Here is a 15,536-nt window from a genome sequence, read left to right on the forward strand (position 1 = left end):
CAGCCGTCACGCACGACCTTTCAATTCCAGCGTGAGCCCCAGGGCCTGGGCGATCTTGGCAATGGTCGTGGTCGTGACATCATGATTGGCTTCCACCCGGGCGATGGTCGGACGGGAAACGCCTGATTTCTCGCCAAGCTCCGCCTGCGACCAGCCGTGCTCCTTTCGGGCTTCGCGGATGATGTCTCCGAAAGCCATCTGCCCGGCGCCGCTCATGACTCTGAGGCCTTCGTTGCAGCCCCTGGATCAGCCGCACGGTGCTGACCGTGAAGCGCCTCCGCGGCAATCTCGGCAATCTGCCCGAGGAACGCGGGGTCAGTCATGTACGACTGGATTTCCTGTGACTCATTCACGGTTTTCAGTACTGCCAGTCCGACGGCTCCACTGAAGCCCTCTGATGCCTTGAGCTGGGAGACGGTGTTGTTTTTCGCCATCGCCACGGCCTCTTCATTGGCATCGAGGAAGCCCCAGAACGTGGTGATGAAGCCGGAGACACTCCCCGGGCTCACATCGACGCCCTTTGCCTTGAACATCTCGTTCACCTTCTCGATGGCCTCATCGAGCGGGCCGCGTTTGGGCGCCTTTGCCCCCTGGTGCTCCCCGTCAAAGGCCGGCAGCTTGATGCTGTCGCTGCTCCCCTCGCTCAACGAGTGGTCCACATTGATCGCCGAAGGTACAAACTGGACACCGGAGAGCTGCACGCCTTCGAGGTAGCCGTCGTCGTACTCCTGGCCATCCATGTGCAGGTTGCGCCCCAGCAGTGTCGTCAGGATTGCGCGGCGGTGCAGCTCCGGATCCTGGTAGTCAACAATCTGACTCAGGAACTGCCAGGCGTTGCGGTAGCTCAGCACGTCCGCACGGAAAGCACCGAGTTCTTCCATCCGGGCCTTGTCTTTCGCGAGCCTGGCCTGCCGCCACTGACCGCTCCAGCGGTTCTTGATCGGCGCCAGAGCCTTGTCGATGGCTTCCCCGCCAGCATGAGTGAGGAAAGCGTCAGCGACTGCGTCCATCTCCTCGTGGGAGTAGAGCCCGGCTGTGTCCAACCGCTCACCGATGGTGATCAGCGCGTTGGGGTCAACATCACCCTCGACGTGCGCATCGGAGTAGTACAGCTGGAAGTCTTTCTGGATGCTCGCCGGAGTATTGCGGAAGTCGACCACCATCGGGGCCGTCTTGCCCGGATAGTTCCGGTTCAGCCGCGACAGCGTCTGGACAGCAGCCACGCCCGAAAGCTTCTTGTCCACGTACATGGCCATAAGGCGCGGCTCATCGAAGCCGGTCTGGAACTTGTTGGCCACAATGAGCACCCTGTAGAAGCCTTCCTCCCGGAAAGCCTTGGCCACGTCGCCGCGCCCGTTCACGGAGACCTCCGTAACGCTCTCGCCGTCCTCGTCGGTGAGCGAGCCCGAGAATGCCACCAAGGTGCTCATATCTGTGTATCCCTGGGCTTCGATGTAGTCGTCCATCTTCCTGGACCAGCTCAACGCCTCAATTCGTGAACTGGTCACCACCATGGCCTTGGCCTCGCCGCCAAGCAGCGACATGACATTCCGCCGGAAATGCTCGATAACGACGCGGACTTTCTGCGCGATGGCCGTCGGATGCAGCCGCGCGTAACGGACAATGTTAGTGACAGCCTCCCCCGTGATGACCTGAATCTCACTCTCGGATTCCTGGCCGTCGAGCGTGTTCTTCACCCGCAGGAACATGTCGTAGGTGGAGTAGTTGGACAGCACGTCAAGAATGAACTTTTCTTCGATCGCCTGGGCCATCGTGTAGGTATCGAACGCCTCCCACCGGCCGTCGCGCTCCGTGCCGAAAAGCCGCAGCGTCTTCGCTTTCGGAGTCGCTGTCAGGGCGATGAATGTGACGTTGCTGGAGGCTGCGATGGCTGAGTCTTTGGCCAGCAGCAGGTCATCCGCGCTGATGTCATCCTCGGATTCATCGAGTTCTACATCTGCGAGCAGCTCCTTGAGCTGGCGGGCCGCCGAGCCGGACTGCGAAGAATGCGCCTCGTCCGCCACCACGGCCCAGTGCCGGCCGCGCAACTCCTGGGTGTCTTCGATCAGCTTCATGACCTCTGGGAAGGTCTGCAGCGTGCAGGTGATGATGTGGTCCCCGTCAAGCAGCGCCTTCTTCAGCTGCGGTGACTTCGCCCCGGACTTTTCACCGACAGTGACCACGAGCCCCTTGCTCGACTGCACGAGGTTCATGTCGTCGCGGATGTTCTCATCCAGCACCGTGCGGTCGGTGACGACGATGACCGAGTCGAAAGTCGACTTCGAGTCGGCACTCATGTGGCGGATCAGCCGGTGGCTGAGCCAGGCGATGGTCTTCGTCTTGCCCGAGCCGGCTGAGTGCCAGATCAGGTAGCGCTTGCCGGTTCCGTTGGCCTCAATGTCGGCAACCACCCGCTCCACGGCGCGCAGTTGATGGAATCGCGGGAAGACCAGCTTCCCCTCTTCCTTCCTGCCGGTCTTGCCCGGCTCGAAGATCGCGTAGTCCTTGAGGATACGCATGAACATCGGTCGGGCAAGGATCTCGCGCCACAGGTAGTTCGTCGACGAGCCCGTGCCCGAGGGCGGGTTGCCCTCATGGCCGTCATTGCCCTGGTTGAAGGGCAGGAACACAGTGTCCCCTCCCTGGAGCTTGGTGGTCATGTAGACAAGATCGTTGGAGACCGCGAAGTGCACCAACGCACGGCCCGGTGCAAGCAGGGGCCGGTTCCTGCCGGGCTTTCGGTCCTCCTTGTACTGCCGGATCGCGTGGTTGACCGTCTGGGTGTTGTCGGTCTTCAACTCCAGCGTCGCCACGGGCAGGCCGTTGGCAGTGAGTACCACGTCGATGCTCTCGTTGCTCGTTGTGTCAAAGCGCACCTGGCGCAGGATGCGCAGGCGCACACACGCGGCTGCTTCAACCACCTCCACCAGGTTCGGGTTCGCTGGCGGGAACGCCATCATCGGCCCGAACTTTGCCGCAGGCCTGCCGATCTGTGCGTATGTGAAGCCCTTTCGTAAGACTCCGAGCAGGCCGCCAACCGGATGGCCCGTGGTCGGATCCATCCTGGTGGCTTTAGCCAGTTCCTTGGTGATGTGGCCCAGCAGCTTCCGCTCGGCCTCGGCCTTCTGGCCATTGACCAGGTCCCAGGGCACGGCTTTCTCGTACTCGTCCGGGTACTGCGTGCTGAGCCAATTCAGCGCATCGTCCGGAACCATCGCCAGGGCCGCGTCCCAGCCAACCGGCTTGCCGCTGTCCTCATACAGCCAACCCCGCTCAGCGATCTCAGCGCAGAGGTTGTTCTCGAACTCCAGCTCCAACAGCTGTGCGTGGCTCATGCGACTTCTTCCTTCTTGCCGGTGACCGCATCACCGAAGAAGGCGGACGACCGCTCGGTCAGGACCTCCCGCAGTTGAGCAACCTTTGCAAGCATCGAGTTGATCCCGTCGGCCGTTTTGTCGAGATGATCGACATAGCCTTGTTGTTCTTCAAGGGAAAGATATGTGATTGGCATCCCCGCAAAAGTTCCCCAGCTTCGAAAATCGACGGACCTCTGGCGGGCGGAGAATGAATAGGCTTCGATGTATCCGTTGGCGGCCAACGCCCGCAAAGCCCATGCCATGAACTTTTCGGACGTCAAATGGGTTGCGGTGCACACGTGATATACGGGGCTTGTCTTGCCACGATCCTCCGAAGCTCCCACAGCCCCGGCGAAGCCATCCAGACCATGGAAGACGAAGTCCCCCGGTTCAACTCCTTGGTAACCCGCCTCATGCGAGGACATCGTGTAACCGTCTTCACGTCGACGCGATCGAAGTGCAACCTGTCCGTCACGGAAAGCAGTTACCACCCCGTCATCAGGGCGTACAGGCCTGGATTGCTTGGTCAGCAACAATCCAATTTTGACCCTCTGTCCCGGAGCAACAAGACGACGGCCCAATTCGACGAGACTGACCCGGCGGTGTTCGAACAGCTTGGCGGAAAGCGCATTGAGCTTGGTAATCATCCTATCGATCTCGTCGAGCTGGTCAGCAATAGCCTGCTGTGTCGTGACATCCGGAAGGAGCACGCGCATAGGATCGAGCAATTCCGGCTGGAGATCCCACTGATTCGGGCGGACACCCTTCGAAATCCTTGCGTAGGTCTGTACATAATGCCGTGACCGCAGCGCGTAATGGAGGAACCGGGGGTTGTCCGGAGTTTGTGGCCTGTACACAAAGTACGCCGGGGAAACGATTCCGCGATCCCTGGATACTCCCAATGAGCCTTGCCACGTCTTCATCTTGTTCAGAACCAGATCGCCGGGCATCACCAGCTGATAAGCCCCCAGGTCCTCACCGGGGCGGTTCCAGTTGTCTTGTCGATCAGACTTCTTGATGACTCCATAATCGCGGTAGACCGACAAGAGTTCCTCGTGTGGGAATCCCGTTGCCTTCCGCCTTTGGTACAACGACCAAAAGGGAACCGAACGCCATCCGGGAGAAACATTCACGCTTCCCGCACCACTTTGAACATCTCGGCAAGCTCGCCCATGAGACGCGACACATCGGCGTCAATGTCCTGAAGCGGGCGCGGTTCCTCGGGTACATAGAAAATCCGCGGGATCGGGATCTCATTGCCGGCCTTGGCCTTGGATTCGTCCCAAACAGCTTCGGGCGCGAACGGCAGCACCTCACGCTCCATATGCTCGGTGAGGTCCTCGCTCAGCAGTACGCGCTCGGTAATCTTCCATCCATCGGCAATGACCGGATTGCCTTTGCGGTCAATGGCCAGCGGCGAGGCGTGGTCCGCCACCGCCAGCGCCTTCGTGACCGCGTCGATGAGGCCCAGTGGCGCCTTGAGGCCGGCAGCCTTCGCGGCCTGCGGGAACGACGCCGGCAGCTCGTTCCAGGGCGTTCCGTCCAGCAGTTTCAGCACACTGATGTGTGCGTCCGTGAAGTCGCGCCGTGCACGCAGTGCATCGACGGCTTCCTCGCTGAAGCGTGTCGCGAAGCGGGCCTGCTTGAAGACCGGCACGTCGCGGAACATGAAGTCCTCCGGCGTCATCACCCGCGAAATCGCAGGATCGGCGTCCTCGAACTTCTGGTACGCCTCGACTACAACGTTCCGTTTTCCTTTGCGCATCATCCGCCGCTTCTCACCCATGGGCTTGAGCAGCGGATCCCACTGGCCGGAACCATCGATCAGCTGGATTTTGCGCTCACGCTCAGGGTCCTTGTTCGTGTCGAGAATCCACACATAGGTGGCGATGCCGGTTCCATAGAACATCTGCGTCGGCAGCGCGATGATGGCGTCGATAAGATCCTCTTCAAGCAGCCACTGCCTGATCCCGTTCGGGCCCTTGTCACTGCTGAACAGCGGTGAAGCGTTCGAGACAACAGCAGCCCGGCCACCCTGGCCGTTCGTGGAAGCAGGACTGAGCTTCGAGGCGCAATGGGCGAGGAAGAGCATCTGGCCGTCGCTGATACTGGGCAGACCATGGCTGAAACGCGATCCGTGTACCTTGGCCTGTTCACGGACAGACGCCTCATCAGCTGACCAGTCGGTGCCGAAGGGCGGGTTTGACAGGACGTAGTCAAACGTCTGACCCTCGTAGAGGTCCTTCACCAGTGTGTTGCCCCGCTTGATGGCATCAGGGCGGCCGCCCTGGATCAGCAAATCAGCCTTGCCGAGGGCAAAAGCCGATGCCATCAGCTCCTGGCCGTACAGCGTTGCATCGATCTTGTCGTTCATCTTCGTCAGCGCGTCCTTGGCGATCAGCAGCATGCCGCCGGAGCCCGCCGTTGGATCGTAAATTGACCGTGCCGCACTGTCGCCGGCGAGAGTGTCGTCGTCATTGGTGATCAGGATGTCCACCATCAGCTTGATCGCATCGCGCGGGGTGTAGAAGTTACCGGCAGCCTTCCCCTTCTTGTTGAAGGCCCGGTACATGATGTCTTCAAAGACGTCGCCCATCGCAGTGTTTTCGAGTTTGCCCGGAGCCAGGTCCAGCGTCGAGAAGTGCTTGATGACGGCGTGCAGCCTGTTGGCCTCGGCGAGAACACTTGCCCGCCTGCCGAACTCAAAGGAGACCCAGATGTCGGCGATATTGTGTGAGAAGCCGTCAATGTAGGACTTCAGCGACTTCTCGACATTGTCATCGACCGAGGCGATGGTGGCGAGGTCAAGCGGTGAGACGTTGTAGAAGCTGAGCTTGAACTCTTCCTTCACTGCGATGTCGATGAAGTGCGGCGGCATCTCGCCAAGGGAGGCAACGAACTTCCGGACCTCTTCCTTGGAATCGGCCAGCATGCACTCCAGCCGGCGCAGCACCGTGAACGGGAGGATATAGTCTCCGTAGTCCTCTTCGTCAACGATGTTGCGCAGGAACTTGTCCGCGGTGTCCCATACGATGCGAGCAGTCGTACTGGTGGTTGTCGCCGTGGATTCTGGCATGCTGGTATTTCCTGACTCAATTGCCGATCGTTGTATCAGAAACTTTACATGGGGCTGTTGGCCAGGAAGACGACATCGTGCCCGTGTCCGCGAGACACCACAGCCTGCAGCGAACTCGGCATGGACAGCAGTCCCCCGTCCATGCGGCCTCCACTCCTGGTGTGACGCTCTGGTCCCGGCAGGGCAGAGAACTCACACGGGTCCTGCCTGACCTGGCCGCAGCCCTCGGAGCTCAGGTCCCGCCCGGTGTCGTCCTCGACGGCGAAGCCGTCATATGGAACAGGGATCGGCTGGACTTCGAGGCACTGCAGCGGCGCATGGTCACGTCCAGGGCGGCTCTGCCGGCGCTGGTGAAGGAGTTACCGGCCGCGTTCGCGGCCTTCGATGTTCTGGCCGTCGCCGGGCAGGACGTCCGCGGTGTCCCGTTCGCCGGTCGCCGGCAGCTGCTCGAAGAATTGGCCCGGGAATGGGCCGCCCCGCTGGCCCTCTCCCCCACCACCACAGACCCGGAACTGGCAAAGACCTGGCTACGGGATCTTCCCGCCACCGGGATTGAAGGGCTCGTCTTCAAGGGAGGATCGCAGACATATGACGCCTCGCGCTCCTGGTTGAAGTTGAAGCACAAGAACGTTCTGGACGTCGTGTGCGCCGCCGTCATTGGGCCATTGACGCAGCCCCACGCGATCATCGCGGGCTTGCCCATTGATGGGCAGCTGCGGATCGTGGGCCGCTCTACAGTCCTTTCAGCACGTGCAGGGCGTGAGCTGGGCCGCCATCTCCGCCCGGCGCAGCCCGGGCACCCGTGGCCCGAAGAGATCAGCGAAACCTCGCTGAACAGATTCAGTAAGGACAAAGGCCCGGTGCACCTGACGCTGACGTCGCCTGGTCCGGCAAGTCGTTCCGGCATCCCCTGTCTTTCGTGCGCGCCAGACCCGAGCTGGATCCCGCCGCCGTCGAACTCCCACCGCACATCAAGGACCGGTAACCCCTGTCAGTCGCGATGGACGGGTTGTGCCCACTGGGCAGGTGGAGCCCTCCGCACAGCTCAAAGCTGTCCCCATTGGCGTGCAACCCGCCTCTACATCGATCCCCCCGCCAAGGGGCATACCCCTGATTGTCAGACCCTCCCGTCACACTGAACCGGAGTAGTATTCGAACATAGATTCGTAGCTTCTGAGTGTTGCTAGTAATTCAGTTCTAAAAGGTGTGGTAGTGGACCGGGATCAGCTCAGGCGGCTTCAAGGCAGGTACGCCCGGCGTGCGCAGCCGATCGGGCTGACTGCGGAGGAACTGGATTTCGCGAATATGCCTTCCAAGACCGACGTACACGGGATCCCGGTGCAGGCCTGGATCCGTTTCCAGGACTGCGCCGAGCTCGTGGACGGGCTGGCCCACTCCTGGACACCCAAAGCGGTGCAGGTGTCCTGGCAGGACGGCCCCATACAGCGCTCGACATGGGTATGGGCCTCGGCAGTGACACGAAAAACGGCGTTGAACAGAACTTTGGGAGAGAGAACGAAACGTGACGGCAGTTCAAAGTGAGACAGCCTTGGCCCCTGTGGCGGTGCGCTTTACCCTCGATGGGACTCCGCTGGCCATCCGCCATGACGGGCACGTGTGGGCCGTAGCGACGGATCCCGTGCGCTGGTACGAGCGGGAGTCCTGGTGGGAAACCCGGCACCGGGCACCGGTCGGCGCGGCCGTCGTGGACATCACCGTATGGCGGGTACAGGTGCGGATCAACAGCGCCTCGCCGCTGCGGACCATGGAAATCCGCCGCCGGCCCATGAGCGAGCAGTGGCTCCTGTCCTCCCTCGATGACGCAGCCTAGAAACCGGGCCTCCTGATGAGCCACGGGGAAATCCCGCCGGCGGTATGGGAGGAAATCCGGAACGAATTCACCCTCCCCGCTCTGGACCAAGTACGCGCGAAACTATTTACCGAGACCGGGGATCCCGAACCGGTCATGCGCCAGCTCGTGCGCATTTTCATCAGTGACGGAACCTTCTGTCCCGGCTACCAGTTCCAAGACAACGGGCAGATCCACCCCACGGTACGGGCACTGTTCGTCAGGGCAATGGAACTGAAAATCGCCCACAACTACTTCGGCGCCTGGATGATCACGCCCTCCCCTCACCTCGAGGGAAGGCGTCCCGTGGACGCCCTGGACGGTCCCGCTCCCCCGCTGCTCCGGGCGCTGGAAGCGTTCGGGCCATAACGGCGACGAATATCCGTCCCGGCAGCCTTAGCGTTGGATGTTTCACTTTTCACGGCCTGGTCCGGGCGATCCTTCCGCCACACCTTGCGATTCCTGCGCCCCAGACCGGACCTCGACCCCGCGGAAATCACCCCACCAAAGGACACGCCCGCGTAGACCACGGCGACCCGACGGAACCTTGAAAGTGAACAAGTGGATATGAAATCCGGCCTCGAAAACAGGCGACCGCGCATGTGGAATCCGAATCTGACGACGGACGATCCCTAACGGGCACATTTGTCGGATCTGCTGGCTATGATGAGCCGTGGGTGAGTGACCTACTTCAAGAGGAGATCGATATGGCTGGTACGAAGGTAGTTTTCGTTGCATTTGCAATTGAGGATGAACGGCAGCGTGATTTCCTGAAGGGTCAGTCACTGTCGCCTCGTGCGCCTTATGAGTTCATCGATATGTCGGTGAAAGAAGCATATGACGCGAACTGGAAGGACAAGGTACGCACGCGTATCAAGCGGTCAGATGGAGTGATTGTCCTGGCAAGTAAGAACTCGCTGACTTCGTCGGGTCAAGAGTGGGAGATTGCCTGCGCTAAAGAAGAGGGCAAGCCTGTCCAGGGGATCTGGGCCTACTCTGACGACCGGACCAGCATCGCAGGGGTCAGCACATCTGCATGGAGCGACGCGAACATCAGCACTTTCATCGACTCGCTATAGGTGGGCGTGCGCAAGGCGCTCATCGTTGGCGTTGACTATTACAAGCACATCAAACCGCTTCACGGATGCGTAAACGACGCTTACGCCGTCAACTCCGTCTTGGAGCGCCATTCTGACGGCACTTTGAATTTCGCCAATCCGAAGCTGCTTTCCAGCACCGGGCCGAACGCGACGGTTGATCGTAGCGAGTTGAAGGCGGCGGTGCGGGAGCTCTTCAGCGGTGATGCTGAGATCGCTCTCTTCTATTTCTCGGGGCACGGATACCTTGAGGACACAGGCGGGTACCTCTGCGCCAGTGACGCACAAACTGGTGATGACGGGCTTGCACTGAATGAAGTCATGGCATTGGCGAACCAGTCCCCCGCGACGAACAAAGTCATCATCCTTGACAGCTGTCACAGCGGCGCGGTGGCGAACGCCGCGGCTGGCGCGCACCAGGCGGACATCCGGGACGGCGTAACCATCCTGTCCGCCTCGACCGCTACGCAGTACGCGTTGGCGTCCGACGGTTCAGGGGTTTTCACGGACCTTCTTGTGGATGCTCTTAACGGTGCAGCAGCGAACCTGGTTGGAGACATCACTCCCGGTAGCGTGTATGCCCACGTGGATCAGTCCCTAGGTCCGTGGCAGCAGCGCCCCGTGTTCAAAACGAACGTGAAAACCTTCGTCTCATTGCGACGCACCGAGCCCCCTATCGCACTGACAGAGCTGCAGCAGCTGACCACGATCTTTCCGGCCCCGGACTACCAACTTCCCCTAGACCCGTCCTATGAACCGGTTCGCTCCGCGGAACAGCTTGTCGATCCCGCGGTCGCTGATCCAGATCCAGCGAATAATGCCACGTTTGGAGTGCTTCAGAAATACGTCAAGGTCAATCTAGTGCGCCCGGTCGATGCCCCGCATATGTACTTTGCCGCGATGGAAAGCAAGGCCTGCGAGTTGACAGTTCTCGGGGAGCACTACTGGAAGCTTGTAAAGCAGAGAAGAATCTGATGTCCCACGAGTCACAGGACTTCCTGGGCACATCAGCAGCTTTGGAAGCCACTGCCGCGGTCGAACACGAGCGGTGGGCTCACTGGCAGAAGTACCTCCACGAACAGGGCACCCTTCTTGAGGATGGGAGCCTGCTAATCCCCTCCCACCTGGTTGAAAGATGGGAACGGCAGATCGCGACACCGTACGATGCGCTTTCGGACCAGGAGAAGAGCAGTGACCGCGAACAGGCTCTCGAGTATCTTGCCGCGCTCAGGCAAGCAGCGAACGAGGAAAAGGCCTAGCTCGACACGTCCGTTTCGCTGCTAAGCGCCGCCGTGGCGGGAATGATTGAGAACGTAGTTTGAGTCGCACCTCCCACTAGAATTGTCGATGGCGGAAACTCCGCCCAAGCTTGCCAGGAAGGACCACCGAGATGGCCGAAGAAGAGACACGCCCTGCCCCCACTTTCGACGTCATCGAAAAAGGCTTCTCCACCGTCTCATCCCATAAAGAGACGGCGTCAAACCAGTCGGTAGCGGACATCATCGCCAACCTGACCAGCACAAGCGACACGAGCACCTCGACGGGCACTGACAACGACTAGTGCCAACTTCGGCCTTCAGCGTCCTAGTATTCCTACTGACCGTCGCACCCGGCTTTTACTATGAGCTTGTCCGGGGACGACGTTACACACGGAGTAAAGAATCAGCCTTCTACGAGGCCAGCCGGGCAGTCGTCGCCTCTGTCGTAATCGGCGTCTTCGCAGGGGCCTTGGCGTTCTTGTTCTGGCTCTACATCCTGAGTCCTGAAGACCCTCCCGACGTCACAGCCCTCCTCAAACGAGACCCACAGTACCTTGGCTCACACACTCGACAGTTAGCCGCCAGCCTGGCTGTCTACCTGGTGTCCAGCTTCCTCTTCGTGCACATCGGGATGAAACTCCACGGCGTGCTCGACCGGACTAAAGCAAGGTTCACGTGGCTTTCACCAGGAGTAACCTCCTCACATTCCCTATGGACAGAAGTACTTCAATCCCGAGCACCAGAGGGCCATATTTCGGTGGCACGAGTCCAAATGAAATCGGGAGACATCTGGGTTGGCCCCCTTCTAGCCTTCAGCACTGAACACGAGCTCGCCGACCGGGAATTGGTCCTACACGCCCCGATCCTTCATGCCGACTCGCAGAATCCCACAGAACTCGCAGCGACGACGCTGCGCTCGGTCATTCTGAGGGGTCCAGAAATCGAGATGATCGCCGTTGAGGGATACGCCAAGGACGAGTAGCCTTCCGAAGCCCCACAGCCCAAAGGGCGTAAACATCAGAAACGCTGACAGCCGCTTTCCAAAGTCAGGTTTCCGGGCTTGGGGTGTGTCCCAGTTCCTTGGAACCGGGACGCCCTGGCGGGACAAGTCTCCGGCGGACGACTTTGGCGGTGCGGCGCGTAACCTGGCTGTTTCAGAAGTTGTTCCATAAGTCCGACCACGAACGGCCGTTATAAGTGTGGATGGCGGTAGCAGCGTGCTGGGGGCTTCAGCCGGGCGCAAGAATGGCCCCGGCAGGTAACCGAAGCCATTCTTCATTTCCTTACTGCTGGGTTCACGGCCCCTAGGACCAGGGCAGGATTCGGCGCAAACGCTCCCAGAAACTGGGTTGGCTTGTTGGTGTCCTATCCAGGGCTTGCAGGTCAGCTTGATCATTCTTCTGGTTCAGTCTGATTTCTGATTCGGTGAACTGACGGCTCCAGTCAACCCGTCCGTTCCGGATCCAGTAGTGAGATTTGCACGGCAAAGTCCAGTTTCCGATCGATTTTGCCAACGAAACGTCACGGCCGTTGTATGTGAGAGTCCATTGCGCTGGCGACAGAGGAGTGATTACTTCGTTTCCGCAGCCGCAGCAGCACAGGTGTCCGCAGCTGTTGAACATCGTCGAGACGTACAGAACCCCTGGGGACATGGGCATGGGAAAGCTGTCCACGAATTCCGGAATGACGTGGCTGATCTTGCTCATGCGATGTCCTCGTTGGCGATTTCGTTGACGGCCACCGCGAAGGTCGTGAAGCCTTCATTGGTGAGGTCCGCATAGAAACCCACGTGCCGCTTCCAGCGCATGACGGCCATCTGAGCGTTGAGGGCGTTCAGATCAGCGATCTGGATGTTGCGAGCATAATCATCCCGCTCAGGGGCAGGCCCTGGGATGCGGTTCATCTGGTGGACGTGGTCCCGGCGGCCAGGAAGGCTGGTTGTGACGCGGAGAAGCCCCGTGAGTTTGCCGTCAACTTCTTCGATGCCCATACCAACATCAATGAAGGGAGTGTCGCGCTTTTCCAGATAAGCAGTGATTTCCTGCTTTGTCACAGCATCGTCCGTTGCTACGAACACGAACGTCGCTTCGTCAAGGACATGCGTTGTCTCTGCATCCAGGAACAACGGGACAGGGGTAACTCCCCGGTGCATCTGGGAATAGATGTCGGCGAAGTACTGAACCTTCATGGGTCGCGTTCGTAGCGTCTGGAGGCTTGGCGCGCCAGGAGCACGGAAGGCGTTGTGGTTCTCGAAGGTGTCTCCGTCGATGAGGAGGATCTTCCTTACCGGGGTTTTCGCTACCTGATCGAGAATGTAGCTTCCCGTTCCTCCCAAGCCCACGATGGCGATGACCTGGTTTTCAAAACGTGAGTTCAGTGCAGTGAGGCCAGCTCTGGACGACGCCGTATCGAGGTAATTGAAGGGGCTGCCACTTTCTACCTCTTGCCATGCTGCTCCCGGCGTCAAAGTCACTGCAGGGTTCAGTGCCTGGGCCGGGTGGGAGACCATGCGGGCGTAGGAAGTGACCTTTGTGTATTCGTCCGGGTAGCCTATGGGGCCGGGCTTGCTTGAGAGCATGTAGCCGGCCTGGCGGCCGCCGGACATGGCGTGAGCTTCCGGCGTAGCAATTGGCAGCCTGTTTCCATGTTCATCGCACGGGGTCCCGCCGCCGAACCAGATCCTGTGGTCGGTACCGGAAACGATTCGGTCCCCGGTAACGGTAACGGGGTACGTCAGAAATCCGTAGCCGATCTCCTTTGCCTCGTTCACGAACGGCAGCTGCCGAATGATGAGGTGCCCCTCCTCAACGACGACGTCGTACCCGTCGTCGAGGAGCCTGTTGAGGTCAGGGTCACGAACGAGAGGTGCGGACGACATCGAAAACCATTCCCTTCTTCACGCTGACATCATGGCCGCTGGTGAGCGAACCGGCTCCGTTCCCGTTATTTCCGCGGCTGTAGCGAACCGTGACGGTGTCCTGCTCCCCCACCGGCTCACCGGGAAAGGCGAGGGCCACGAGCTCGGCGTACGAGATCTTGTTCTCGTTCCAAGTGTGGGGGCGGGTATTGATGTAGATCTCCGTTGCGTGGCCGTTGTCCTGCTTGTCCTGAGCCATTGCTCCTCCAACCCAAGCACCGGAAGGTGCTCCTAGTTTATTACGATGTTCGACTTTTCGAACACCGTCTAGCGTTAGACTAACAGTGTTCGACATGTCGAGCAACCCGACCTAGGAGTAACTGTGGACCATGCACCTGGAGTAGACGTAAAGGTCTTATACGCCGCCCTCGACGCGGCACGAAACGAGCGATCCCTGTCATGGAGACAACTCGCTAAGGAATTGGAAGTGAGCCCATCGACGCTGTCCCGGATAGCAAACGGGTTGAAGCCCGACCTGTCTGCCTTTGCCAGGATGACGACGTGGCTAAGGATGCCGGCAGAGAGTTTTTATGTTGGCACTCATCAAGAGAGCGCAGAAGAGCCCGAACTTGTAGCTGCCCTTGCCCCGCTCCTGCGAGCAAGACGTGACCTTAAAGAGGAAGACGTCACCTACCTCGAGCAACTTATCGGTGCAGCAGCGCACCGGTTCCGAGCAGAGGCTGCGGCTAGAGGCTAATGACATGCGAGTGACACTGAAATACATGCAGGAGCTTGCAAGGGACGAACGCGCAAGCCTGGGGGTTGGCGATCACGAAGCCCTCGATCCTTACGCGCTGTGCGAAGAGCACGGAGTTCGCGTCTATACCGTTGAGTCCCTGCAGTCGTTTGGAGCATCCTCGGAAGCGATCCTGCATTTCACCTCACTCAGCACCGCAACCTGGTCCGCAGCCCTTGTACCAATCGGATCGGCAAGGATCATCATAGAAAACGAAACACACGCACCAGTGCGACGGCGCTCCAGCATCGCTCACGAACTCGGCCATCTTCTCCTGGAGCACGAATTCAACGGGGCACTACTGGGAGAGGATCACAAACGCCAGTTCGATCCGACGAAAGAAAAACAGGCCACCTACCTCTCAGGAGAGCTCCTCGTTCCGGAAGCCGCTGCACGACGAGCAGCGTACAACGGCTGGGACAACCAACGAGTCGCCCAAGCCTTCAACGTCAGCACCCAGTTCGCCCAAATGCAAATGAAAGGGCCGCGCGTCATGGCGGCCCGCGCTGCAAAGAAGTACGCAACGGCACGAGTCGGCGGCTAAGAGTCAGAAGAGGTAGAGCGTCGGGAATGGGCTGCCGCCAACTCCTGGCCTGCTTTCTCGAAACGCTTGCTGTCGTTTTCAGAACTCGACTGCACAGGCGTCCGCGGAATTCCGGGGTAGTGCAGACGAGTATGGACATTGAAATGACAGAAGTGCCCTGTACGGAAGTGCATTCTGCTCAATAGTCCTCTGCACCAGCAGTCATTTTTCAGAAGTCGTCCACACCAACCTGCAGGAACTACTTCTTTGGCGCCTCGGTCACGCCTGTTGCCGGGACCCATCGGTAGAGGGTGGGCACGGAGACTCCTAGGGTGTCGGCGACCTCCCGGGGCGGTGTTCCCTGGTGGAGGAGCTTTCGGNCGCCTGTTGCCGGGACCCATCGGTAGAGGGTGGGCACGGAGACTCCTAGGGTGTCGGCGACCTCCCGGGGCGGTGTTCCCTGGTGGAGGAGCTTTCGGGCTGAGCGGATCTTGGCATCCGTCATGATGCGTTTGCGGCCGCCGACCCTGCCTTGTTCGCGAGCGGCCTGCAGGCCGGCCTGGGTACGTTCGATCATGAGCTCCCGTTCCATCTGGGCCAGGGAGGCCATGACATTGAAAAAGAAGCGTCCGGAGACCGTGGTGGTGTCGATCGCATCGGTGAGGCTGACGAATCCTACGCCGCGGTCGTTCAGTCCGCCGGCGAAATCCAGGAGGTCTTTCA

At 59.9% G+C, this 15,536-nt stretch carries 18 protein-coding genes and 1 pseudogene; 10 read left to right on the forward strand and 9 right to left on the reverse strand.

The features are described from left to right. Nucleotides 1–6: 6 nt before the first annotated feature. The 4 genes from ASG77_RS07270 to ASG77_RS07285 form a co-directional block, all read right to left on the reverse strand. Nucleotides 7–216 (reverse strand): helix-turn-helix transcriptional regulator, encoded by a 210-nt coding sequence (locus tag ASG77_RS07270; protein ID WP_200950690.1) that lies wholly within the window; start codon nucleotides 214–216, stop codon nucleotides 7–9. After that, nucleotides 213–3,335: a type I restriction endonuclease subunit R gene (locus ASG77_RS07275; RefSeq protein WP_056343168.1), complete on the reverse strand. Its 3,123-nt coding sequence runs from the start codon at nucleotides 3,333–3,335 to the stop codon at nucleotides 213–215. Before ASG77_RS07275 ends, ASG77_RS07270 begins: the two co-directional genes overlap by 4 nt. After that, on the reverse strand, nucleotides 3,332–4,402 hold the full coding sequence (locus tag ASG77_RS07280) for a restriction endonuclease subunit S (RefSeq protein ID WP_056343171.1): 1,071 nt from the start codon (nucleotides 4,400–4,402) through the stop codon (nucleotides 3,332–3,334). The genes ASG77_RS07275 and ASG77_RS07280 overlap by 4 nt, the downstream gene beginning before the upstream one ends. A gap of 83 nt (nucleotides 4,403–4,485) precedes the next feature. Next, complete coding sequence (locus ASG77_RS07285) at nucleotides 4,486–6,432, reverse strand: type I restriction-modification system subunit M (RefSeq protein ID WP_056343174.1); 1,947 nt, start codon at nucleotides 6,430–6,432, stop codon at nucleotides 4,486–4,488. 161 nt (nucleotides 6,433–6,593) lie between these two features. Here ASG77_RS07285 and ASG77_RS21165 point away from each other — a divergent pair, with 161 nt between their 5' ends. From ASG77_RS21165 to ASG77_RS07325, 8 genes are all read left to right on the forward strand, one after another. After that, the gene (locus tag ASG77_RS21165; protein WP_235564379.1) at nucleotides 6,594–7,571 is read left to right on the forward strand and encodes an ATP-dependent DNA ligase; all 978 of its coding nucleotides are present in this window, start codon (nucleotides 6,594–6,596) and stop codon (nucleotides 7,569–7,571) included. Between the two features lie 383 nt (nucleotides 7,572–7,954). Next, a complete protein-coding gene (locus tag ASG77_RS07300) occupies nucleotides 7,955–8,263 on the forward strand; it encodes a hypothetical protein (protein WP_235564381.1) in 309 nt (102 codons plus the stop codon). Between the two features lie 15 nt (nucleotides 8,264–8,278). After that, nucleotides 8,279–8,650 (forward strand): hypothetical protein, encoded by a 372-nt coding sequence (locus ASG77_RS07305; protein ID WP_056343184.1) that lies wholly within the window; start codon nucleotides 8,279–8,281, stop codon nucleotides 8,648–8,650. Nucleotides 8,651–8,988: 338 nt separating this feature from the next. After that, a complete protein-coding gene (locus ASG77_RS07310) occupies nucleotides 8,989–9,360 on the forward strand; it encodes a TIR domain-containing protein (protein ID WP_056343219.1) in 372 nt (123 codons plus the stop codon). A gap of 6 nt (nucleotides 9,361–9,366) precedes the next feature. Next, entirely contained in the window at nucleotides 9,367–10,353 is a 987-nt protein-coding gene (locus ASG77_RS07315) for a caspase family protein (protein WP_056343222.1), read from the forward strand. After that, complete coding sequence (locus ASG77_RS07320) at nucleotides 10,353–10,637, forward strand: hypothetical protein (protein WP_056343185.1); 285 nt, start codon at nucleotides 10,353–10,355, stop codon at nucleotides 10,635–10,637. The genes ASG77_RS07315 and ASG77_RS07320 overlap by 1 nt, the downstream gene beginning before the upstream one ends. A gap of 131 nt (nucleotides 10,638–10,768) precedes the next feature. Next, nucleotides 10,769–10,939 carry a hypothetical protein gene (locus ASG77_RS21735; RefSeq protein ID WP_156380212.1) on the forward strand — a complete coding sequence of 57 codons (171 nt, stop codon included), beginning with the start codon at nucleotides 10,769–10,771 and terminating at the stop codon, nucleotides 10,937–10,939. Continuing rightward, nucleotides 10,939–11,619, forward strand: coding sequence for a DUF6338 family protein (locus tag ASG77_RS07325; RefSeq protein ID WP_056343188.1), 681 nt, complete (start codon nucleotides 10,939–10,941; stop codon nucleotides 11,617–11,619). The genes ASG77_RS21735 and ASG77_RS07325 overlap by 1 nt, the downstream gene beginning before the upstream one ends. Before the next feature lie 322 nt (nucleotides 11,620–11,941). On the opposite strand, the gene ASG77_RS21740 is transcribed toward ASG77_RS07325, so the two are convergent. The 3 genes from ASG77_RS21740 to ASG77_RS07335 are packed head-to-tail and all read right to left on the reverse strand — an operon-like array spanning nucleotide 11,942 to nucleotide 13,753. Beyond that, nucleotides 11,942–12,343: a DUF6527 family protein gene (locus ASG77_RS21740; RefSeq protein ID WP_156380213.1), complete on the reverse strand. Its 402-nt coding sequence runs from the start codon at nucleotides 12,341–12,343 to the stop codon at nucleotides 11,942–11,944. Further along, nucleotides 12,340–13,515, reverse strand: a complete 1,176-nt coding sequence (locus ASG77_RS07330; RefSeq protein ID WP_056343191.1) for a ThiF family adenylyltransferase — start codon at nucleotides 13,513–13,515, stop codon at nucleotides 12,340–12,342. The genes ASG77_RS21740 and ASG77_RS07330 overlap by 4 nt, the downstream gene beginning before the upstream one ends. Next, nucleotides 13,490–13,753 carry a multiubiquitin domain-containing protein gene (locus tag ASG77_RS07335; protein ID WP_056343194.1) on the reverse strand — a complete coding sequence of 88 codons (264 nt, stop codon included), beginning with the start codon at nucleotides 13,751–13,753 and terminating at the stop codon, nucleotides 13,490–13,492. Before ASG77_RS07335 ends, ASG77_RS07330 begins: the two co-directional genes overlap by 26 nt. A gap of 123 nt (nucleotides 13,754–13,876) precedes the next feature. Between ASG77_RS07335 and ASG77_RS21170 the strand changes: the two genes are divergently transcribed. Together ASG77_RS21170 and ASG77_RS07340 are read left to right on the forward strand one after the other, a co-directional pair. After that, the gene (locus ASG77_RS21170) at nucleotides 13,877–14,251 is read left to right on the forward strand and encodes a helix-turn-helix domain-containing protein (RefSeq protein WP_082575883.1); all 375 of its coding nucleotides are present in this window, start codon (nucleotides 13,877–13,879) and stop codon (nucleotides 14,249–14,251) included. A gap of 4 nt (nucleotides 14,252–14,255) precedes the next feature. Further along, entirely contained in the window at nucleotides 14,256–14,834 is a 579-nt protein-coding gene (locus ASG77_RS07340; RefSeq protein WP_056343196.1) for an ImmA/IrrE family metallo-endopeptidase, read from the forward strand. Between the two features lie 238 nt (nucleotides 14,835–15,072). Here the strand turns inward: ASG77_RS07340 and ASG77_RS22995 are convergent. Together ASG77_RS22995 and ASG77_RS07345 are read right to left on the reverse strand one after the other, a co-directional pair. Further along, a partial coding sequence (locus ASG77_RS22995; RefSeq protein WP_442854233.1) for a helix-turn-helix domain-containing protein occupies nucleotides 15,073–15,193 on the reverse strand: 121 nt, incomplete at its 5' end. A gap of 1 nt (nucleotide 15,194) precedes the next feature. Beyond that, nucleotides 15,195–15,525, reverse strand: a pseudogene (locus ASG77_RS07345) (recombinase family protein); the annotation flags it as partial. Nucleotides 15,526–15,536 lie beyond the last annotated feature (11 nt).

Origin of the sequence: Arthrobacter sp. Soil762 (assembly GCF_001428335.1) — a bacterium.
Classification (GTDB): Bacteria; Actinomycetota; Actinomycetes; order Actinomycetales; family Micrococcaceae; genus Arthrobacter.